The sequence below is a fragment of the Sphaerospermopsis sp. LEGE 08334 genome, assembly GCF_015207205.1.
In the GTDB taxonomy this organism is placed as follows: domain Bacteria; phylum Cyanobacteriota; class Cyanobacteriia; order Cyanobacteriales; family Nostocaceae; genus Sphaerospermopsis.
In genome coordinates this window covers 90,368-111,964 of the sequence record NZ_JADEXH010000005.1, presented here as the reverse complement: position 1 = coordinate 111,964, position 21,597 = coordinate 90,368, and the positions used below count along the sequence as shown (strand labels likewise).

Annotated in this window: 16 protein-coding genes; 5 read left to right on the top strand and 11 right to left on the bottom strand. The window is 36.4% G+C overall.

From position 1 onward, the window contains the following. The first annotated feature begins 110 nt into the window (after positions 1-110). Positions 111-1,043 (top strand): hypothetical protein, encoded by a 933-nt coding sequence (locus IQ237_RS04415; RefSeq protein ID WP_194052756.1) that lies wholly within the window; start codon positions 111-113, stop codon positions 1,041-1,043. A gap of 16 nt (positions 1,044-1,059) precedes the next feature. Here IQ237_RS04415 and IQ237_RS04410 read toward each other — a convergent pair whose 3' ends face one another. The 3 genes from IQ237_RS04410 to IQ237_RS04400 form a co-directional block, all read right to left on the bottom strand. Further along, positions 1,060-2,304: an acetate kinase gene (locus IQ237_RS04410; RefSeq protein ID WP_194052755.1), complete on the bottom strand. Its 1,245-nt coding sequence runs from the start codon at positions 2,302-2,304 to the stop codon at positions 1,060-1,062. 306 nt (positions 2,305-2,610) lie between these two features. After that, positions 2,611-3,960, bottom strand: a complete 1,350-nt coding sequence (locus IQ237_RS04405; RefSeq protein WP_194052753.1) for a (Fe-S)-binding protein — start codon at positions 3,958-3,960, stop codon at positions 2,611-2,613. Between the two features lie 64 nt (positions 3,961-4,024). Beyond that, positions 4,025-5,311 carry an FAD-binding oxidoreductase gene (locus IQ237_RS04400; protein WP_194052751.1) on the bottom strand — a complete coding sequence of 429 codons (1,287 nt, stop codon included), beginning with the start codon at positions 5,309-5,311 and terminating at the stop codon, positions 4,025-4,027. 479 nt (positions 5,312-5,790) lie between these two features. On the opposite strand from IQ237_RS04400, the gene IQ237_RS04395 reads away from it, so the two are divergent. Beyond that, the gene (locus IQ237_RS04395; protein ID WP_194052749.1) at positions 5,791-6,948 is read left to right on the top strand and encodes an acyltransferase family protein; all 1,158 of its coding nucleotides are present in this window, start codon (positions 5,791-5,793) and stop codon (positions 6,946-6,948) included. Between the two features lie 237 nt (positions 6,949-7,185). Here the strand turns inward: IQ237_RS04395 and IQ237_RS04390 are convergent, their stop codons facing one another. The 5 genes from IQ237_RS04390 to IQ237_RS04370 all read right to left on the bottom strand — a co-directional run bounded on the left by IQ237_RS04390 (position 7,186) and on the right by IQ237_RS04370 (position 11,476). Next, positions 7,186-8,058, bottom strand: coding sequence for a Uma2 family endonuclease (locus IQ237_RS04390; RefSeq protein ID WP_194052747.1), 873 nt, complete (start codon positions 8,056-8,058; stop codon positions 7,186-7,188). Between the two features lie 102 nt (positions 8,059-8,160). Then, entirely contained in the window at positions 8,161-8,907 is a 747-nt protein-coding gene (locus IQ237_RS04385) for a class I SAM-dependent methyltransferase (protein WP_228019651.1), read from the bottom strand. A gap of 90 nt (positions 8,908-8,997) precedes the next feature. Continuing rightward, positions 8,998-9,657: a DUF2834 domain-containing protein gene (locus tag IQ237_RS04380; RefSeq protein WP_194052745.1), complete on the bottom strand. Its 660-nt coding sequence runs from the start codon at positions 9,655-9,657 to the stop codon at positions 8,998-9,000. A gap of 21 nt (positions 9,658-9,678) precedes the next feature. Further along, a complete protein-coding gene (gene hrcA, locus IQ237_RS04375; protein WP_194052743.1) occupies positions 9,679-10,764 on the bottom strand; it encodes a heat-inducible transcriptional repressor HrcA in 1,086 nt (361 codons plus the stop codon). 364 nt (positions 10,765-11,128) lie between these two features. Next, positions 11,129-11,476 carry a rhodanese-like domain-containing protein gene (locus IQ237_RS04370; RefSeq protein ID WP_194052741.1) on the bottom strand — a complete coding sequence of 116 codons (348 nt, stop codon included), beginning with the start codon at positions 11,474-11,476 and terminating at the stop codon, positions 11,129-11,131. A 40-nt stretch (positions 11,477-11,516) separates the two neighbouring features. Between IQ237_RS04370 and IQ237_RS04365 the strand changes: the two genes are divergently transcribed. Beyond that, a complete protein-coding gene (locus IQ237_RS04365) occupies positions 11,517-13,235 on the top strand; it encodes a DUF3352 domain-containing protein (RefSeq protein ID WP_194052732.1) in 1,719 nt (572 codons plus the stop codon). A gap of 174 nt (positions 13,236-13,409) precedes the next feature. Here IQ237_RS04365 and IQ237_RS04360 read toward each other — a convergent pair whose 3' ends face one another. Together IQ237_RS04360 and IQ237_RS04355 are read right to left on the bottom strand one after the other, a co-directional pair. Further along, the gene (locus IQ237_RS04360; RefSeq protein ID WP_194052730.1) at positions 13,410-14,906 is read right to left on the bottom strand and encodes a site-2 protease family protein; all 1,497 of its coding nucleotides are present in this window, start codon (positions 14,904-14,906) and stop codon (positions 13,410-13,412) included. Between the two features lie 91 nt (positions 14,907-14,997). Continuing rightward, a complete protein-coding gene (locus IQ237_RS04355) occupies positions 14,998-15,243 on the bottom strand; it encodes a hypothetical protein (RefSeq protein WP_194052728.1) in 246 nt (81 codons plus the stop codon). 277 nt (positions 15,244-15,520) lie between these two features. Between IQ237_RS04355 and IQ237_RS04350 the strand changes: the two genes are divergently transcribed. Both IQ237_RS04350 and IQ237_RS04345 read left to right on the top strand, forming a co-directional pair. Further along, positions 15,521-16,834: an efflux RND transporter periplasmic adaptor subunit gene (locus tag IQ237_RS04350; protein WP_194052726.1), complete on the top strand. Its 1,314-nt coding sequence runs from the start codon at positions 15,521-15,523 to the stop codon at positions 16,832-16,834. A 151-nt stretch (positions 16,835-16,985) separates the two neighbouring features. Continuing rightward, complete coding sequence (locus IQ237_RS04345) at positions 16,986-20,165, top strand: efflux RND transporter permease subunit (protein ID WP_194052838.1); 3,180 nt, start codon at positions 16,986-16,988, stop codon at positions 20,163-20,165. Positions 20,166-20,296: 131 nt separating this feature from the next. Here the strand turns inward: IQ237_RS04345 and IQ237_RS04340 are convergent, their stop codons facing one another. Continuing rightward, positions 20,297-21,535 carry a lipid-A-disaccharide synthase gene (locus tag IQ237_RS04340; protein ID WP_194052724.1) on the bottom strand — a complete coding sequence of 413 codons (1,239 nt, stop codon included), beginning with the start codon at positions 21,533-21,535 and terminating at the stop codon, positions 20,297-20,299. Positions 21,536-21,597: the final 62 nt, after the last annotated feature.

Genomic DNA, 21,597 nt, shown 5'->3' with positions numbered 1-21,597 from the left:
TGTAAATTCCTTATTTGACGCACTATAAAACTATTTTGGCTACTTTAATGATAAATCAAGATAAATTTAATCAAGATATCAAGATATATTTGCAGGGTACTTAGGGTGTTATGAAATTTAAACAAAAAATCAATAAAGCATATAGTAATTATAGTTTTTCATTTTCTTTGCAAGTTCCTCCAGGCAGTAGTTTTGTGGAATTTAAAGTTGATGAAGGAGAGTATAGTTTTTATTTGAATAATTCAATTATAGAGCAAATTGAAAAAGCGCAAATCCAGGGTTTATCTCTTTATATTCCTTCAGGGTTGGTATTACCTTTATGGTACTATACTTTTCTGACTGAGAATGTAATTAAGCCAAATAAAAACCAGGTGAATTATAAAAATCCCAAAGTTTATTGTCTTGTTTATTTGTTTTTAGCTAAAATCTGGCAATTATTGACTAATAAAAATCCACAAACAAAGATTATTTCTCTATCAGGGTTCACCTTTAATTCTTATTATCAATCAACCGCAGATCAAAAAATTAATATTATTTTGCAAACTACTGTGTTATTTGATGGTGATATTATCCACAAGGTTCGTTATGATTTCCTAGAAAATGCAGATTGTTTAAGAATTGTCTCTGCTCATTATTGGCTAACGGAACAAATAATAAAGCGTCTCAGAAGTAATTTAAATTCTGTATATTGGTTTATATATGCAATTCTTCCTGCAAGTTTGATTATTTGGAAAGTAGCTGCCGTCATAGGATGGCAATTTTTTATATTAATATTAGTCTGGATAATCCTATTTTTGCTATTAGCTATACTGAATCTATTCATTGTCAATGAACTGAAAAAATATATAGGGAGAAAAAAAAATCAAGAGCTTATCAATTGGTTAGTCTGGTTGATCACTAATTTATTTGTTAATGTAAGTAGTTTTTCAGATGTTCCAGTTATATTTTTGGGAAATTTAGTTTTAATAGTGTTGATACCACATTTGCTCAAGTGGTTACTACCAAAACTTGGTAAAATTCTCTTGAAGATAATCCTTAATTAAATTAGATTCAAGATTTTTACTGTTTAATTTGACATAACTGCCAATATTGTTGAGCGATGCCTGCGGCGAGCTTCGCTATCGCCCAATCTTCTTGTGTGTGTATAACTAATACTCGCACATTAGAATCAAGTGTAGCAATATCGACATCAACTGGTTGTTGTTGATTTTTCTCAGAGTCTATTTTCAATCCTAAAAATTGCCAAGCTTCACAAGCTGCTTGTCTGATTAATGGCGATTTTTCACCTGCTCCAGCGGTAAAGACTAACGCATCTAAACCACCTAAACTAGCCAACATTGAACCGATACCAGTTCGTAACCGATGTACGTACATATCCCAAGCTAGTTTAGCACGATAGTTACCTTCTTCAATTGCTGCCAGAACTTGAGGTAAATCACTGGAAACACCCGAAATTCCCCGTAAACCAGAAGCTTTATTTAAAACATAATCTAAACTTTCTGCTGAGTAATCAGACTGACGCAATAGATAAATCAAAATTCCTGGATCAATTGAACCGCAACGACTTCCCATCATCAAACCATCTAAAGGTGTAAATCCCATAGTGGTATCAATACTGCGACCATCTTTAATTGCCGCTAAGGAACAACCGTTACCTAAATGGCAAGTGATTAAACGCAGGTCTGTCAAATCTCGACCAAGAATTTGCGCTGCACGGTTCGCACAGTATTGGTGACTGATACCATGAAAGCCGTAGCGACGGATACCTTTCTCTACCCAATCATAAGGACCGGGATAGATAGCTGCTGCATCCGGTAAAGTGCTATGAAACCCTGTATCAAAAACTGCGACTTGTTTAACATCTCCCAAGCTTTGCTCAATGGCTTCTATGCCTTCCAAAGCTGCTGGATTATGGGCAGGGGCAAGGGTTGAAAGATTAGCGATCGCCTTTTTTACATCTTCTGTAATTACTACACTATTACGGTATTCTTGACCACCATGTACTACACGATGTCCCACCACATCAATTTCTGATAAATTACTCAGTACCTTAGTAGCACCACGAGTAAGAGTATACAGCATATATGCTACGTGCGCTTTGCGGGAGTCACCATAAATAGATTCTTGCAGTGTCTCACCAGTGGCGGTTTTTACCTCAATTTCTGCCACACCACGGTCTTGAGTCCAGTTAACTTTCCCTTCCCAAAGAGGTTTTGGTGCTTCTTGGGGAAGAGTTGCATCTGTAATGTCATACAGACAACTTTTTTGGCTACTAGATCCGGCATTTAAGACTAGAATCTTCATAGGATAATGGGAAACATAACCTGGTCTGATGCTGTTATGATTTTACAATTGCTTTTGAAAATCTGCCACCGAGTAGACTAAATTAATGTTTGAAAATAAGCACATTTGAGAAATTTAGGAGTCAGTAGGGGTAGATGATGAAATAGTGATTTTTGGGGAGCATCTTAAATGTGTAAATTTTATATGATTGAACCGCAAAGGGCGCAAAGATCACAAAGATAAGAGAATTTAAGTGATTTTTTAGGTTTTCGGCGGTTATTTTTCCTATCTAGGAATAAGATCCCCAAGATTCGGGGATCTGAAGTTTTACAATTCTAGTTTTTCTCCGCGAATAGAATAATCTAATAATTCCATCGGGTGCATTAAAGAAATTTTCTTACCTTGCAAATATTTACTAATTTGTAAACTACAACCAGGGTTAGGAGAAGCAATTAAATCAGCACCAGTATTGATTAAATTCTGGGCTTTTTGTTCACCTAATTCTTCAGCAACTTCTGGTTGCAGCATATTATAAATACCTGCACTACCACAACACAAAGCTGCATCTATGGGTTCTTTTAAGGTGACTCCGGGAATTTTTCTTAATAACTGACGGGGTTGGACACTAATTTTTTGACCATGTAATAAATGACAAGCATCTTGATAAACTAAAGTTAAAGGTTTATCTGTTAAAGGTGAAAGTTGAGCAGTTAAACCCACATTTGCTAAAAATTCCTGTGCATCTTTTACTTTTGCTGCAAATGCTTTAGCTTTTTGGGCATATTCTGGATCATCAGCTAAAATGTGACCATATTCTTTTAAAGTATGACCACAACCAGCAGCATTAATAATCACAAAATCGACATTTTTATCAGCAAAACTATCAATCATTTGTCTTGCTAAAGCTTTCGCTTGTTCAGTTTGTCCTTGATGTTCAGGAAGTGCAGCACAACAACCTTGAGATTTAGGAATTACAACTTCACAACCATTTGCAGTTAAAACCCTCACTGTTGCTTCATTTACCGGAGAGAAAAACAAACGTTGCACACATCCCAAAATTACACCAACACGATATCTTTTTTCACCCTTTGCAGGAATGATATCGGGTAAATTATTTTGAAAAGACTTAACAGTAATTTCCGGTAAAATAGACTCCATAGCAGCTAACCGGGGAGAGATTTTTTTCATTAACCCAGTAGCGCGTAATAACTGAGAAAACCCCAACTTTTGATAAACAAATAAAGGGAAAAGTAAAATTCTTAAAACATCAGGATTAGGAAACAGAGAAAAAATCAATTGACGGATTAACTTATCAGAGAAACTGCGGTTATAATTTCTTTCCACCTGATGACGAGTTGCGGAAATCAACTTATCATACTGCACACCAGAAGGACAAGTTGACACACAAGCAAGACAACCCAAACAAGAATCAAAATGTTGAACAGTAGCAGTATTTAAAGCAATTTCTCCCTCATTAATAGCATCCATCAAATAGATTCTACCCCTCGGTGAATCCATTTCTTTTCCTATCACCCGATAACTAGGACAAGTAGAAAGACAAAACCCACAATGAACACAACTATCAATCAACTTAGGATCAGGAGGATGACTAGGATCAAAACCCTGTAAATTCTTAACACTAACAGTCTTATTCACCGAACTTTCCGAAACTTGCATGACTCTTTCTTCCCCTCTTAACTTCGCGTACTTTGCGTACTTTGCGGTTCGTTATTCTTAAACCTTAAATCCCACCAACAAACCGACCAGGACTTAAAATATAATTACCATCAAACTGTTCCTTAATGCGCCGCATCATATCCAAACCATTACCATTATAACCCCAGATATCCAATTTTTCTTTTATTTCAAAAGGTGCAGATAAAACACTTAAAAACCCAGAAGTAGATTGACATAAATCACGCAATTTCAAAACCTGATTTTGATTTTCTAACCGCACCAAACCCAAACCGCTATTGAGATGAATCAACCCGAAATTAATTTGATTAATCACCTCCACCGCAGCAGTTGGTAATAATCCTATTTTGGCAGTAATTTCTGAATTATTACCATAATTATGTATTGTTTCTGGTAATTGTTGCCATAAATTAGCCTCATTTTCGGCTGAATAAATTGCCCCGTTTAAACCCAATTTTTGACCAATTGCCAAAAGTCTGTTAGACTGTTCCTGCACACTTTCGCTAATACTTTGAAACCGGACAATTAAACCAATTCCGCTACCTAAACTTAAATCAGAAACTAATTGACTGGATATTAAATCTGCTTGAGTTGGTGTTAACTCAGAACCTTGAATAATTGTAGCAGCTTGGGATATCGCTTCAGCTTTACCAGTTAATATTACCGTTCCCGATGTTTCTGGTAAAGGATAAACTCGAAAAGTGACTTGACTGATAATTCCCAATGTACCGTAAGCACCGGTAAACAATTTCATCAAGTCGTAACCAGCAACATTTTTTACTACCCTTCCCCCTGCTTTGGCAATTTGTCCATCAGCACGGATAAAAGTTATACCTAATAGTTGGTCACGCACACCACCATAACGTTGACGCAGAGAACCTGTATCAGCAGTAGCAACAATACCGCCAATGGTAGCAGCAGCGGAAAACGCAGGATCAAGGGCTAAATTTTGCTGAGATTGGGCTAAAATTTCTTGAATTTCGCCAAATTTAATTCCTGCTTCTACAGTGACAGTTAGATCACCTACCGCATGTTCTATGAGTCTGTTAATACGTTCTGTACTGATGACAATATCAATATTTTTACTTAAACTGCCCCAATGAAGTTTACTTGTACTACCGCAGGGAAGAACAGACCATTTATTGCTGTTTGCAGCGGACATGACTGCGGCCAGTTGTTCCTGAGTGTGGGGATAAACGATACAACTGGGATGGGTTTTGGGGTTTATCGCTGCTTGGATGCGTTGTTTCTGACTGGATGCGAGATTTTCCCAAGGGAAGACAGCGTTTTCTGTGTTGATAATAGATGCTATGGTAGAGGCGATCGCATTCATTGGTTTGTTTTCCTATCCTCCTTATTAATGTACTGGTTAATTTAACAAAAATCATACACCAGAGGAAAATTGGTAAATTAATCTTTAGGAATTTTTGATTTTGTGCAAATACCCAACTGATCAATTGATAATTGAGAATTGACAATTGATAATTGTTTGATTCGGGAGCATCCCAAATGTGTAAGTTTATTTTTTGCTTGAGGTCAAGACGTGAAATGAACGAACCACGTTCACCGAAGGTGTTCCCGAAGGGTAGGTACGAAGGACACGAAGGGAAGAAGGAAGAAGAGAGTTTTTGGTGTTGCTACGGTTATTTGTTAAAATTGGGATGCTTCCTTTGATTCAAGGTTTAAAACCTGTCATTTTCAGGGTTAAAAATATGGATGAAAGGAAAAATTGGTTATTTGATAAGTTACAAAAAATTGTATTATCCTTAATATCTAAGTGATTGTGATGGGAAATTTTTTGTGTCAACAGTAATGAAAGATTCGTTTCCGCGTCTTGTTTCTCTGGATGTATTTCGGGGAATTGCGATCGCCTCTATGATTTTAGTTAATAATCCTGGTAGTTGGAGCTACATTTATCCACCGTTAGAACACGCAAAATGGCACGGTTGCACACCCACTGATTTAATTTTCTCATTCTTTTTATTTATTGTTGGTGTCGCAATGCCTTTTTCTTTTGCTAAATATACACGAGAAAACACACCAGAAAATCGTCCCACTCGTCAAGTTTATTTGCGAATAATTCGTAGAGGTTTGGTGTTATTTGCATTGGGTTTATTTTTAGCATTGTTTACGTTTTTTCTTGATTTTACTTTAAAAGGAATACCCATTGATTTAAGTAAAATTAGAATTATGGGAGTGTTGCAGCGGATCAGTTTGGCTTATGTAATTGCTGCTTTTTTGGTTTTGCAAATTTCCCAACGTAGTTTATGGATATTTTCAGGAATATCACTTTTAGGTTATTGGGGTGCAATGCAATTAATTCCTGTTCCTGGTTTTGGGGCGGGTAATTTATCTGCTGAAGGAAATTTTGCTGGTTATATTGATCGGATGATTTTAGGAAGTCAACATCTTTATCAAGGTGGATCTTTTGATCCTGAAGGTTTATTTAGCACTATTCCCGCAGTGGTAACGGTTTTAATTGGTTATTTTACTGGTTCATGGTTGCAAAAACAGCAGGTTCAAACTAGGACAAGTGTTAATTTAGTAATTTGGGGTTTGGTGTGTTTAATTATTGGTATACTTTGGGGTTTTGTCTTTCCTATTAATAAATCTTTGTGGACAAGTTCCTATGTTGTTTATACTGCTGGTTGGGCTTTATTAGTCTTAGCTTTATGTTATGAATTGGTGGAAGTTCGGGGTTTTAAAAAATGGGGGTTTCCTTGGGAAGTGATGGGTTTAAATGCCATTTTTCTCTTTGTTATTTCTGGGGTTGTAGGTAGAATTTTAGTTAAAACTTCTGTAGGTATTGGTAAAGATACTATTTCTACAAAAACCTGGATTTATGATAATTTGTTTAGTGCTTGGGCGGGAAATTTGAATGGTTCTTTATTATTTGCGATCGCCAATCTTTTATTATGGTGGTTAGTGCTTTATTTTATGTATCGTCGGCGTTGGTTTCTGAAAATTTAGTTGTTGATAAATTTGGCTATTAAACACTAAGGGACTTCCAGATAAAAAATATTCAATTAATTTTTGTGGGGTAGGCATACTTCGACTTTGCTCAGTACAAGTCTTGCCTGCCCTTCAACCCGGACGGGCTAGAAGCCCATCCCACAAGATTGGATAATTTATTGTTTGGAAGTTCCTAAAAACATAAAAAAACCACATTTATAAAATGTGGTAAACAAACATCATCAATTCTGTGATTTAATCTAATTCAGGTTCAACACCAAGCGCACGTAGTTGGGCAATTAATTTTTCTGTTTTCTGTCGTTCTTGTTCAGCTTTCTGTCGCTCTTGTTCAGCTTTTTGTCGCTCTTGTTCAGCTTTTTGTCGTTCTTGTTCAGCTTTTTGTCGTTCTTGTTCAGCTTTCTGTCGCTCTTGTTCAGCTTTTTGTCGTTCCTGTTCAACTTTTTGTCGTTCTTCTTCCACAGGAGTTAACACCCAATTACCATCTTTATCATACCAACGTAACCAAGGCATATTCACATTTTTATAACTGCCTTGCCAAACTCCCAAACCTAATTCTAAATCAGGAATCCAAAAACGTAAATCTGATAAATTTACTTCAACATAATGAGCGCCCTTTAACTCAAACATTTTAAATTCAGATTGATAACGATCAAAAATTGCGTAATAGGGAACTCTTAAAATTTGCTCGTAAACTTCCCATTTAGTTGGGGGTTTTTCCACATCTCGCAAAGTTTGACCTAAATCTTCTTTTTCTGTTCCTGGGGATAATAATTCAACCACAATATAAGGATTTACAAATTCTTGCCAAACTACATAACTTAATCTTAAATCTCTTTCTTCATACAGAGAAGAAATACCAACAACCGCAAACCAATCTGGGCGTTTATGCCACAATGGATGACGACCATCGTAATATAAATTCATATCACTAGCTGTAAAAATTTGGTTGCTAGGATAGTTAGGTGGGCGAAATGTGTCTGCTAATAATTGTGGTTGTAGTAAATGAAATTGATCTGGCAAACCTTTCTCCTCCGGGTCTTCGCTAGGAAGATCATACATTGTTGGTAATGTTTCTTTAGGGGAAAGTGGTGGATCTGTTTGATACATTATTGGTATTCCTAAAGATACAACTTTGATCTCTATTATGTAGCAAGATAATATGGTATTTGAAGATTTCTGGAGATTTTCAGAAGAACAACAATATCGCTTTTATAGGTAAAACCACAATAATTGTGTTGTATCTAACTCATCACGATAAACACATTCAAAATTACTAAAACCGACTTTTTCAGAAATACTTTTTAGATTTGATTGAGTTTCCGGAAAATCCCTAGATGAAATATGACTATCGACCATTTTATACTCTTGAGGAGTTATTAAAGTCCAATCTTTTTTCACATTCCCTAAATAACGTTTAACATAACTATCTCTATCTTCATTTTCTTGACGAACTACATCAATTAAAATGAAAATTCCCCCTGATTTGAGCAGATTTTTGATATTTTTTATTACATCTTCTTTCTCTTCTAATTGCAAATGGTGGAGCGCAAAAGATGTAAAAACAACATCAAATTTATTTGGTTCATTTTGCGCTAACTCATTCGTTAATTGCCAACAATCGCCTATGATAAAATTTCCCTGACAACCAGTAACAGCAATATTTTTTTTCGCATCTTCTATTGCGGGAACAGATACATCTATTCCTGTATATTCAGCAATTTGAGTATTTAATAAAGCTTGAGTGGTGAAACTCCCATCTCCACATCCCAAGTCAAGCAGAGTAAACGGTTTTTGCCAGTGTTTAACTAATAATTCATGGAGTACATGATATATTTCCCGATGTCCCATGTAATTGTTTTTTAACACTTTCTGGTAAATTTTCCATTGCTGGTTAAAAAACTCTGCTGTTAAGAGATTTTCTTCTTGAATCATTTCCAATTTTATCTGCTCTGTCATTGTTTTAAATTCCAGATATTTTTATTTTTAGATTGAAAACATTTTATCAGGTTTGGTGTGATAGTGGAAAGTTACTTATTTCCTGATGCATCAAACCATTTGGTAATCTTGTTTTTGTTCATTTAATGGTGGCCTGACACACAAATAAATCAACGCCCCAAAAAAGGGAACTAAAGCAAATAACCAAAATAATTGATTATCCTTCCAACCCCGTCGCGTCATATCATCCCCTAACAAAGCAGGAAATAATAGACTCAACATACAAAAATCTAAACTCATTACATGAATAAATCTGCTAGTTTGCCATTGTTGGATAAAATCACTCCAATTTCCTTGTAAACCATAAGCAAATAAAACCACCGCACCTAACATTAATAAAATTCCTGTGATGCGAGAATCAAAGATTTTCAGAAACAGATTTTTATTACCTGTAAATTCTTGATTTGGTTCTCTTAAAGCTAGATATGGTAAAAGTGCAAAAGCACCAAGCCCAAAGGAAACTGTAGCAAAAGGCCAAGCTGGTATTTTTTGCCCTCTGCCATCAACAAATAATACTGCACTGTAAATTAATGGCCATATTCCCATAATATTAAATAAGGCAATAATCGCAGGATTAATACCTTCCCAGTTTCCTGTAGAAAGATTGGTAATTAACTCTAAACTTTCTGGGAAATTATCAGGAGGTGCAAATAAAAAGGCGTAGGAAATAAATCCTAGCCATATTAAACCAAAAGATATTTTTCTCAACATGATTTACCGATTTTATACAGTTTACGCAGTTTGACTAAAAGCTTCTGAAAGATATTCTGCTGCTGCTGCTACTACAGCGATCGCATTTTCATAGTCTAACCGAGTTGGTCCCAAAACACCTATACTTCCCACGGGTACAGCACCCCGACGATAACTAGAAGATATCAAAGAACAGGTTCTAATGGGTTCTAAGGGATTTTCCGTACCTATCCGCACCGTCACCTTGGGTTTACCCGTTTCCTCTATTTCCGATTCTTCACATATTAACCGCCATAACTGCTCTTGTTCTTCTTCCAATAAGTGCATAATCGTTTGTACCTGCTGCACTTGGGCAAACTCCGGTTGACGCAATACCTCACCCACACCCCGCACCATGATTTGTGTGGCTGAAGGTGCAACAGCACGACGGAGTAATTCTGTCAATGAACTTTTCAAAAATTCCCCATAACGTTGAAACTCTTGATCTAACTCACTCCAGTCAAGCTGGGCTAATTCCAAGAGTGTAAAACCACGCAGATGACTATTTAAAAAGTTAGAAACTATTTGTAATTCTCGATCAATTGTTTCTGGATCAGGTTTAGTTGCTGACTCTCTTGTAAACAGATCCATTACCTTGGAATGGGTTTCATAACTATCCGTTACCACAATCAGCATAACTTTCCCATCTTCAACTTGTAAAAGTTGTAAATGTCTTAATTGTGCTATATTGGGTTGTGGCATAGTTATCAAGGTAATACAGCCACTTAGTGTTGCCAAGATTTGCGCTGCACCTTGTATTAAAGCTTCTAAACTCCAATTATCCCAATGTAGACGCTGTTGTAAAGTAGATTCAACCTCTTTAGCTAAAGCTGCCGACGGTTTCATCAACCTATCAACATATATACGATAACCCGAATCAGAAGGTACACGCCCCGCAGAAGTGTGTGGTTGGTAAAGTAACCCCGACTTTTCCAAAACACCCATAACATTGCGAATAGTAGCGGAACTGACACCAAGATCAAATTCCTCAATTAAAGCTTTAGAACCAACTGGTTCAGCAGTGGCGATATAATGGCGTACAGTTGCCCAAAGTATATGTTGTTGGCGATTTGTCAGCTGGAATTGCATAGAATATGTTTTACTGAAGGCAAATTTTAAGCAAAGGTTGAAAAATTTTGTTAATGAAACCGTAAAAAAGATTGATTATTAATTAATGCAAAAGCAAAATCGTAAATTATATATTTATACTATATTAGTTAGGTGCAAAGCTTCCCGTGAGAACTTATTTTCTATGTAATTAGAAATACAGCATAGCTCATATCACAAAACAGGCTAAATTCTCATCTATTTATCATATTATCTTATATGATTTCTTAATCAAGCTGTATTGTTAGCTACAAAAGTTAGATTTAGCTTCAGTTGCATTGCTGACTATTGGTGATTGGTGATTGGGAAAAATAAAATTGATTACCCAGTCACCAGTCCCCAGTCCCTAATACCTTGGAATTAAAGGATCAACTAAAATAGAATAGGCATCAATACCACCTATAATATTTTTAACGTTAGTAAATCCTTGAGAAACTAACCACTGACACATCTGAGCAGAACGCATACCGTGATGGCATAATACCAGGGTTTCCGCATGGGCATCAAAACGGGTGGAAATTTCCCCGTTCCATTGCTCATATTCACTCAAAGGAAGATTGACAAAACCATCAATTTTGGCGATCGCTACTTCTTGTGGTTCACGCACATCTATTAACTGTAAACCAGAATCAGCATTTGCTAAACGTTCCGCTAGTTCTTTAACCTTAATTTCAGTAAAAGATTGACCAGTCATGCAGTTTCTCTAAACAATCCTAATATTTGTCATACTATTCATGGTGACAGAAAAGCGAGAAAATAGGTTGAATGTGAATAATCAACGTTTATCTTTTAGGTTTATAGTAGCTGGTGTAGTTGCTGTATTACTTGCTATTACTGGCTTTTACTGGTTTTTATTCAAAAGTCCAGTAAAATTAAATACTCCCATATCTCAACCAGGGGCGGCTATATTTGTATCTAATGTAGCACCTGCAATGGTGTCTTTATTAGTCAATCCTGAAGGTTTGCAGTCAATAGAAAAAAAAGGGGAAATTTCCCAAATCAAAAATAGTTTATTAGCAAAAACTAACATAAATTTCAATGATGATATCAAACCTTGGCTAAGTAATGAAATTACCTTAGCTGTTACCAGTGAAGATATTGATCGTGATCCAGAAAATGGGTTACAACCAGGGTATTTAATGGCACTAGCTACAGATAACCCAGAAAAAAGCCGTGAGTTTGTTGAACTGTTATTTTCTCGACGAACTTTAGCAGGAACAAATTTAGAAGTAGAACAATATAAAGGTGTCAAATTACTGTATGATACACCAGAAATAATAACATCTAAAAAAAGCCAAAATCCCAAATCCCAAATCCAAAATTCCTTAGCTGGTGCGGTTGTTGATGACTTTGTTTTATTTGCTAATGATTTGAAAGTTGTCAAAGAAGCTATTAATAATATTCAAGCACCAAATTTGAATTTAAGTAGTGATCCTGAATATCAAAAAGCTGTAAAAGAATTACCAAAAAATGCTGTAGCTGTAGCTTTCTTCAAATTACCCACATTGGCAAAATGGCAAGGTTTAGAATTAGCAGAATCAACTTATAAGAGTCAAATTCTTTCTTTAGTTTTAAAATCTCCAGGTTTGCTCGCAGAAAGCACATTTTTAAGTCGTTCAAAACTCAATTCTGTATCTACAGCATTATCTAAACCTGTGGATGCCTTAAATTATATTCCAGAATCAGCAGGTTTAGCAATTGCTGGTGCAAATTTGAGTAATTTACCTAATAGTAACTTAGATAAACTTTGGCAACAAATAACAGCAACTATTTATGGTTCTTCTCAAGAAGCTATTGCCAGAGGGATGCAACCTTTAATAGATGTACAAAAAAGCTGGGATATAAACTGGAAAGAGGATATTTTTAGTTGGGTACGTGGAGAATATGCCTTAGCAATTTTACCAAATCAAGAGGTAAATCAAGAGAAAAATATAAATCCTAATTGGGTGTTTGTAGTAGAAAAAACACCGCAGCTAGAACAAGGTATAGCGAAATTAGATAACATTGCCACAAACAACGAATTTAATGTTAGTTCTTTGATTTTAAACAATCAAAAAATTGCCGTTTGGACAGAGTTAAAAGCTATTCCTGAAAATTCATCTGTCAACGTTGAAGCAAAAGTTAAAGGGGCGCATACAAGCATTGATAATTATGAAATTTTTACCTCTGACTTAGCATTGATGGAAAAAATTATTAACCATCAAGAACATACCCTGATGGAAAATTCCAACTTTCAGGATAGTATTGCTAACTTACCTCAACCAAACCAAGGCTATATATATATTGATTGGAAAAAAAGCCAAGAATTTCTAGAAAGTCAACAACCCTTACTTAAATTTGTGGAATTGTTGGGTAAACCACTGTTTGACAATTTGCGATCGCTTACAGTCAGTAGTTACGGACAGGAAGCAGAAACACTCAAAGGTGGAGTCTTCTTCCAATTAGAAAAATAGACAAGCTAGATACCCGACTTCTCAAAGAAGTCGGGTATCTGGGAGAAGAGCGTGATCTCATCACAGTTAATATTAAAAACCTACCCCTGTGAGATTTTTCTCCCCCCTTATTTTCTCAAATTATTGCCACATCTCATCTTCAAACGCCTTGTCACCCGTTAAGCCAATCACCAATCACCCTATTCCCAACTTTCCAGCCAAAGCGGGAGTTAATGGTAAAAGGGTGCTAACCATTAAAAATAAAGCCAAAAGACCTAAAGCGGCTCTTGCGTCATCGGGTTCAGTAATTTCATTCAAACTGGGGCGTTCTGCATCTCGTTGTAAAAAGAAAATCACTATTGCCCAATAAAAAGCCAAAGTATTACCCAGAGATACCAAAGCTAAAACGATTAAAGTGGCAATTGTCGCTCTTCCTGCGGTTTTACGTCCATAAATTGCCTGAACAACACGCCCCCCGTCTAATTGTCCGGCTGGCATCAGGTTTAAAGCTGTAATTACCAACCCTAACCAACCAACTATCACCAAAGGATGAACATTCACCAAAGGCGCTTGTAAAGCTGAACCTAGCACAACTCGCGCCAAACTACCGACTAAAATTGAACCTTGGAAAAATTTATTGGGTAATTGAAATAAACTACCAGGGTGGGAAAGTAACAACCCTGTAACCAACATGATCAAAGACACGATACCGCCAAAAGCTGGACCTGCTAAAGCAATATCAAATAACGCTTTACGGTTGGGTAATAGAGACTGAAAACGGGTAATTGCCCCAAAAGAACCAATTTGTACTGCTGGCAGGAAAAAAGGCCAAGTTAGGCGGACTTGGTGTTTACGTGCTAATAACCAATGTCCAATTTCATGGGCTATCAAAATTGTAAAAATTCCCAACCCTATGGGTAAAGCTTCCGAAACTCTTGATGGGTTGGCAAATAAATCAAAATTCAGCAGTAAACCCGCAGCTTCCAAACTGGTGGCGATAGTTGCTACTAATAAAATTACAGCAAATGCCTTTTGTGGTAACTGCATTGGTTTAGGATCAGTGCGACTCGGTAGCACAATCATCACTGGTTTACCATCTGTATTTTCCACCAAAAACAGACGATATTGATCACCTAAACGCTCTTGCAATCTTTGGGTAAGACGGTTGTGGACTGGTTCTGCATCTCCCCGCAAGTTACCTTTAAAAATCGCTCCCTCTTGATAGGGTATGGTTTCCGTGGCAAAAAATGTATCAATACCGAAAATACCTTTGATGGTATTTAAATCTTCTTCTGGTATGGTGATAGCCTCTGGTTTTACTTCTGCTATGACTACGGGTTGGTTAGCATTTTCTGAAGTGCTTGCTGTTTCTGAAGCTTGGTTAGCTAGTCTTTCCGTTGCTTTAGCTTTGAGAATAGCATCTTGGCCAGCTTGGCGTAATTGTCTACCTAAGAAGATGTATATTCCTGTGGAAAGCACTAGCAATAACAATACACCCACTATATTGATATAAATGCCCGCAGCAAACAAACCAAAGAACACCAGCCAGGGAGCCATCAATACTACAGACTGTAACCAGGCTAAGATACCCAGCTTACCAAAAGGTCTGGCACGATAAAAGCCCCAACCCAAAATGCCGAAAGCGACTAGCACTACAGCCGCTATGATAGGAGTTTCTGATGAAGTTAACATTGCTCAACCTTTGCTAATCTATAACGCAAATAGGAGTCTACCCAAATAATGTAGTGCTGTTATTTGGGAATATTCAACTAAATTGACAAATTTAACATTTTATGATATTATTAATAGCTATTTTTCTATCATTGTTTATGGTATCTTCTGGATGAGAAATCCTGGGTATTAAAGTTTCTCCACTTGATTGAATTTCTGGCAGTGTATAACCAAGTAAGTTGGTAGTTTTTTGATTGGCGTAAACATTGCGTTTTTCTTCTAGATCAAAAAATATCAATATGTTAGCTGAGGGATGAGGTAAAATTTTAGCGATCGCATTTTTGAAAAAGAAACTCAAATGTAACTAAGCTTATTGCATGATTTTTTTCACCTATTTGCCAAAAAAACTCTGATTTGAGAAGATTTTATAAAATTGCATATTCAAAATAATTTTACATAACTAACCTTCCGGTAGATTGTAAAAAATTATAAATATTGTATAGTGAGTTTCATTAACACATAAATTAATTTAGTACCTCATGCTAAATGAGTAATTTCTCCATTCTCTCAGACATAGATCCAAATTGAGTTTTAAGTATTCATTGTTACTAAATTTATATCAATTTAAATCAACTATGACATCCCCAAAACCACAAACTGATTTTGACGACTTTCCTCAATCATCATTTGAACCACCTCCCACATCCCAAGGGTGGCTTCGCTTATTGGTAGCTGCACTGCTGATCATTGGCGGTGGAACGGCTATAACTTGGCGTTTGCTCGCTCCTAACAACCCACCAGCAGCGGCTAATTTTCAACCTCCAGCAGTAAAAGTCAAAGTATCAACAGTACAAAGAGGCATTATTGAGGATAGTACAGAGTATATAGCCACTTTAGAATCTCGGCGTTCTGTGAATCTCCAACCGAGAGTACAAGGTCAAATTTCCCAAATATTTGTGAGATCAGGAGATCCTGTTACTGCTGGTGCGGCAATTATGCAAATAGACGCTAGACAGCAACAAGCCGCTGTTAATAGTTTATCTGCTGCTGCTCAAGTAGCAAAAGCCCAATTAGAAAATGCCCGTGCTACCCTTGAATCTTTGGCAGCAGAAAGATTAGGTAAAGTTGCTGATGTACAGTTGAACGAACAAGAGTTTAAACGCTATTCTGAGTTAGCAGACCAAGGGGCTGTATCTCGTCAAACTAAAGATTTATATGCTAATAGATTGGCTACTGCTAAATCTGAACTCAGTGCTATTAACTCTCGCATTCAAGCTCAAAAAGCTACCATATCCCAAACAGAAAAATCTCTAGAACAAGCTGATGCCAATATTAGACAACAACAAGTACAACTTCAGTATTATAAAATTACTGCTCCCTTTAGTGGCACTGTTGGTAATATTCCCGTCAAAGTAGGCGATGTTGTGAGTATTGCCACACCACTAGCAACTATTACTCAAAATCGACCTTTAGAAGTTAATATCCCAGTACCATTGGAACGAGGACCCCAATTGCGTCAAGGACTGCCAGTAGAATTAATTAACGCCCAAGGTCAAACTTTGACCACTAGCAAAGTATTTTTTATCTCTCCCAACATTAATAATAATTCTCAGTCAATACTTGTTAAAGCATTGTATGATAACTCCGCTGGTCAGTTGCGAGCAGATCAACAAATTCGTGCCAAAATTATTTGGGATCAGCGAAATGGAGTAGTAGTTCCCACCACAGCAGTAAAACCAATAGCAGGTGAAAACTTTGTATTTGTAGCTGAAACAGAAAAAACTCCTGATGGTAATTCTCAATTAGTTGCGAAACAAAAGCGAGTAAATTTAGGGAATATTGAAGGTAATAATTATCAAGTTATTGCAGGTTTAAAAGCAGATGAAAAATTAATTGTTTCCGGTGTACAAAATCTCAGAGATGGAATACCGATAAATGCTGAAAATTAGGTGATTCGTGACTGGGGAAAAAAATTTTAGATTTTAGATTTTAGATTGGAATTGACAAAAACAATCCAAAATCCAAAATCCAAAATCCAAAATCCAAAATCCAAAATTGAATTACCAATTACCAATTACCAATTACCAATTACCCAAATTCATGTTTGTTGATTTTTTTATTAAGCGACCTGTATTTACGAGTGTCTGTGCTATTATCATTTTGCTGGTGGGAGTTATTAGTATTCCGACTTTACCTACAGCACAATATCCTGAAATTAGTCCCACACAAATTATTGTCACTTCTAATTATGTTGGTGCTAGTGCAGAAGTGGTAGAAAGCACTGTCACCTCTATTTTAGAAAGGCAAATTAATGGTATCGAAGGCATTAAATATATGACTTCGAGTAGTAGTAATGATGGAACTAGCACTATTACCGTTACCTTTGATAGTTCCAAAGATAAAGATATTGCGGCTGTAGATGTGCAAAACAAGGTTTCTTTGGCTGAACCGCAGTTACCAGAAGCTGTTAAACAAACGGGAGTTACTGTTAACAAACAGTCTAATAATATCTTATTAGGGATGGGGATATATAGTGAAAATCAAGAGTTCGATAATGTCTTTTTAAGTAACTATGCAGATTTATATATTGCTGATGCCCTCAAACGTCTTCCAGGTGTGAGTGAGGCGCGAATTTTTGGAGAACGTCGTTATGCAATGCGTTTATGGCTTGATCCGAATAAATTAGCTAGTAGGAATTTGACTACTGGTGATGTAGTGGATGCTCTCAATGAACAAAATTTACAGATAGGTGTGGGACAAATTGGACAACAACCAGCCCCAGATGGGCAAATGTATCAAATTGATTTGCGGGCTATTAGTAGACTAACAAAACCAGAAGAATTTGAGAATGTAGTCATTAAAAATGCTGCTGATGGTAGTTTGATTAAATTGAAAGATGTAGGTAGAGCAGAACTTGGCGCTCAAAATTATAGTTCTTTTCTGAGATTTAAAGGTTTAGAAGGTGTAGGTATTGGCATATTTCCCACACCGGACAGTAATGCTTTAAATGTTGCGAGATCCGTGAAAAAGGAAATGGAGCGACTTGCCCAAAGTTTTCCCCCAGGAATGAAGTATCAAGTGGCGTTTGATACGACAACTATTATTGAAGGATCTTTGGTGGAAGTGGTAAAGACTTTATTATTAGCGATCGCCCTTGTTGTCTTAGTAATTTTTATTTTCTTACAAGATTGGCGTACTACTTTAATTCCTGTGATCACTATTCCTCTGGCTTTAATTGGTACTTTCGCTTTTGTGAAAGTTTTTAATTTTTCCATCAATACTTTAACGATGTTTGGTTTAACTCTAGCCACAGGGATGGTTGTGGATGACGCAATTATTGTAGTAGAAAATATCTCTCGTTTAATTCAAGAAGAAAAACTTGCTCCCCACAAAGCTGCTGCTGTAGCTATGCGTGAATTAACTGGGGCGGTAATTGCTACTTCTTTAGTATTAATGGCTGTATTTGTACCCGTGGCTTTTTTCCCTGGTTCTACAGGAAATATCTATAAACAATTTGCCTTAACTATTGCATTTTCTATCACTATTTCCACTTTTTTGGCATTGTCTCTTACACCTTCTTTATCTGCTTTGTTGTTACGTCAAACTCCTCCCCAACGTGGCATTTTTGGGTTGATTTTTGGTATAATAAACGGCTTTTTAGAAGCCATGCGGCGGGAATATCGCAAATTTTTAATTTTATTAACCAGAATTAAAGCCATTGTTTTAGCAGTATTTATAGCCTTAATTGGTTTAACAGGTTGGCTTTATTTGAATGTCCCTACATCATTTCTTCCTGATGAAGATCAAGGTTATTTCATCACCATTATTCAAGCTCCAGAAGGTTCTTCTCTGCAATACACCAGTAAGGTGATGAGTAAGGTAGAAAAAGAAATTCTCAGCTTACCAGAAGTTGTGGGAACATTCGCCGTTGGTGGTTTTAGTTTTAGTGGTAACACTGCTAACAGTGGCGTAATTTTCAGTACCTTAAAATCCTGGGATGAACGCAAAAAACCTAATCAATCTGTACAGGCTATTATTGGTCAATTAAGACAAAAATTTTCTAGCATTACAGAAGCTAGTGTTTTTCCAGTTAACCCCCCAGCAATTCGCGGTTTAGGTAGTTTTAGTGGTTTCCAATTTCAGTTACAAGACATATCTGGAACTAACAGTTTAAATGATATGTTGGCTGCTGTTGGTCAATTTATGATGCGGGGAAATCAAACTCCTGGATTACAAGCTGTATTTAGCACTTTTAAAGCTAATACACCACAAATTATTATTGAGGTAGACCGCAATAAAGCTAAATCTTTACAAGTTTCTATTGACGATATTTTTAGAACTATCCAAACTTATGTAGGTTCTAGATATGTCAATGATTTTAATTTTCTTTCTCGTACTTATCGGGTATATGTTCAAGCTGAATCTCAATTTCGTTCCAATCCCAATGATATCAATTCTTTGTATGTGCGTTCTGAAAATAATCAGATGATTCCTTTGAGTAGTGTGGTAAAATTAACTTCAACTACCGGACCACAAACTATTAATCATTACAACTTATTCCGTTCTATTGAAATTAATGGTTCTGCTGCTCCTGGTTATAGTTCTGGACAAGCAACCGCAGCAATGGAACAATTAGCAAAGGAGATTTTACCCACAAGTATGGGTTATGAATGGTCGGGTATTGTCGCAGAAGAAAAAGAATCTGGTGGACAAGCTCCAATAATTTTTGGTTTGGGTTTAGTTTTCGTCTTTTTGGTGTTAGCTGCTCAATATGAAAATTATGTTGATCCTTTGATTATTATGTTATCTGTTCCTTTAGCAGTGATGGGAGCTTTAGCATCCCAATCTTTACGGGGTTTAAGTAATGATGTATTTTGCCAAGTTGGGTTAGTAATGTTAATTGGTTTAGCTAGTAAAAATGCAATTTTAATTGTAGAATTTGCTAACCAATTAAGAGAACAGGGTTTACCAATTACCAAAGCTGCTGTGGAAGCTGCACAAGGGCGTTTGCGTCCAATTTTGATGACTGCTATTTCTACTCTTTTGGGTATTTTCCCTTTAGTAATTGCTACTGGTGCAGGTGCGGGTAGTCGTCAATCTTTGGGTACTGCGGTGTTTGGTGGGATGTTTGTGGCGACTTTTTTAAGTTTGTTTATTGTGCCAATTCTGTATATTATTATTAGCAAGATTCGCCAGCGTTTGCAACCAGTTCAAAAGTATTTGGGTTGGGACATGAGTGAAGAATATCAGGAAACAGTTAAAAAATCTGATATGTACTGAATCAGATTTTTCAACGCGCCAATATTCTAAGATATTACCATGATCATCTTGCAGCTTTTCCCCAATTAATGTTAACCATTGGGAACGCAGTTCTAAAAATCGCTCCTCAACCCGCCAATGTTTTGATTTTGTCATCTTACAATAACTTCCTTCACCAAACCTGCTAACTTTTGTGCAGCACCACCTTCACCCCTAGCACTGCGTAATTTATCTTTAATTGCTGCTAACTTTTCAGGATTTTCTAACAAATCTAAAACCATTTCTCCCACAGTTTCCGGTTGCAATTTTCCCACTAATTCCGGTACAATTTCACTTTGCGCCCAAATATTAGGCCAAGCTAATAAACCTTTATTTCTCAGAAACCACCAATTAATTAGTTTAGCAAAACCAGAACCTAAACCCGGTAAATTTGCTAATAAACCTGGTAAACCATCCCAAGAACGCATTGCATCTAATTGTTGAGTAGGTAATAATACAATCATTGGTATTCCCAAAGCGCCTAATTCTGCGGTATTTGCTCCTACTGTAGTTAGACAAATTGCACATTGAGATAATAAATGATAAGCGGGGTTTTCTTGTTTTAATTCTACTGTTAAACCTGTAGAAGTTTGCAGAGAATTATCTATTAAAGATGCACCGTTAAAACCGAAAGCTTTGGTAAATTCGTTTTTTTCAGGATTGGCAAAACTGGCTAAAGTCGGTAAATCTAAAGTTGGTGCAACAGGAATAAAAAACTTTGTTTGTGGTCTTTTACTATGAATATATTCCGCAATAGCTAATTCTAATGGTACACCTTGAGTTAATTTTGCTGATTTTGAACCTGGTAACAACCCAATAATTTCATCTCCCCATCTCCCCATTTTCTCATCTTCCCATTTTCCCATCTCTCCCGCAGCTTCTAACATTAAATCACCGACAACGGTAAATTTATGTGCATATTGAGGTGAGACATTTTTAATAACTTGGGGTTTCATCACTGCAAAACAGTCTATAAAATTATGCCAACGTGCTTCCCATTCTGCATAAACTACGGTTTTATATCCTAATTTTTTACCAATGATGACAGGAAAAATTTGATCTCCTCCCAAAAATACAACTACACCTTTTTTTCTCCAGTCCCAATTTTCGGCTGTTTTTCCTGTTAATAAAAACTGCCAAAAATTCTCAGGTGCTTGCACTCTATTTACCTCTGGATAGGAACTAGCTATACTTACTTCTTTACCACTAGCATGAGGACAAGGTGATAAAATCACAGAAATTCGCACTTGAGAAATATCATATCCTAATTGTTCTCTTAATGCTTTAACAACAGGACGCACCCAAGTGGTAACTTCTCCTGGTCCATTGGAAAGAATGAGAATATCGATCATGTTTTTTAAATAGTTATTTAATTTGTTATGGTTGGTAATTGGTAATTGGTAATTCAATTTTG

What these genes read in the sequence shown, in the direction of transcription:
- IQ237_RS04390 (WP_194052747.1), bottom strand. Translation starts at nt 8,058, where the DNA reads ATGTATCAAACAGATCCACCACTTTCCCCTAAAGAAACATTACCAACA.
- IQ237_RS04365 (WP_194052732.1), top strand. Translation starts at nt 11,517, where the DNA reads ATGGTGACAGAAAAGCGAGAAAATAGGTTGAATGTGAATAATCAACGT.
- IQ237_RS04405 (WP_194052753.1), bottom strand. Translation starts at nt 3,960, where the DNA reads ATGCAAGTTTCGGAAAGTTCGGTGAATAAGACTGTTAGTGTTAAGAAT.
- IQ237_RS04350 (WP_194052726.1), top strand. Translation starts at nt 15,521, where the DNA reads ATGACATCCCCAAAACCACAAACTGATTTTGACGACTTTCCTCAATCA.
- IQ237_RS04415 (WP_194052756.1), top strand. Translation starts at nt 111, where the DNA reads ATGAAATTTAAACAAAAAATCAATAAAGCATATAGTAATTATAGTTTT.
- IQ237_RS04340 (WP_194052724.1), bottom strand. Translation starts at nt 21,535, where the DNA reads ATGATCGATATTCTCATTCTTTCCAATGGACCAGGAGAAGTTACCACT.
- IQ237_RS04380 (WP_194052745.1), bottom strand. Translation starts at nt 9,657, where the DNA reads ATGTTGAGAAAAATATCTTTTGGTTTAATATGGCTAGGATTTATTTCC.
- hrcA (WP_194052743.1), bottom strand. Translation starts at nt 10,764, where the DNA reads ATGCAATTCCAGCTGACAAATCGCCAACAACATATACTTTGGGCAACT.
- IQ237_RS04370 (WP_194052741.1), bottom strand. Translation starts at nt 11,476, where the DNA reads ATGACTGGTCAATCTTTTACTGAAATTAAGGTTAAAGAACTAGCGGAA.
- IQ237_RS04410 (WP_194052755.1), bottom strand. Translation starts at nt 2,304, where the DNA reads ATGAAGATTCTAGTCTTAAATGCCGGATCTAGTAGCCAAAAAAGTTGT.
- IQ237_RS04400 (WP_194052751.1), bottom strand. Translation starts at nt 5,311, where the DNA reads ATGAATGCGATCGCCTCTACCATAGCATCTATTATCAACACAGAAAAC.
- IQ237_RS04345 (WP_194052838.1), top strand. Translation starts at nt 16,986, where the DNA reads ATGTTTGTTGATTTTTTTATTAAGCGACCTGTATTTACGAGTGTCTGT.
- IQ237_RS04395 (WP_194052749.1), top strand. Translation starts at nt 5,791, where the DNA reads ATGAAAGATTCGTTTCCGCGTCTTGTTTCTCTGGATGTATTTCGGGGA.
- IQ237_RS04385 (WP_228019651.1), bottom strand. Translation starts at nt 8,907, where the DNA reads ATGACAGAGCAGATAAAATTGGAAATGATTCAAGAAGAAAATCTCTTA.
- IQ237_RS04360 (WP_194052730.1), bottom strand. Translation starts at nt 14,906, where the DNA reads ATGTTAACTTCATCAGAAACTCCTATCATAGCGGCTGTAGTGCTAGTC.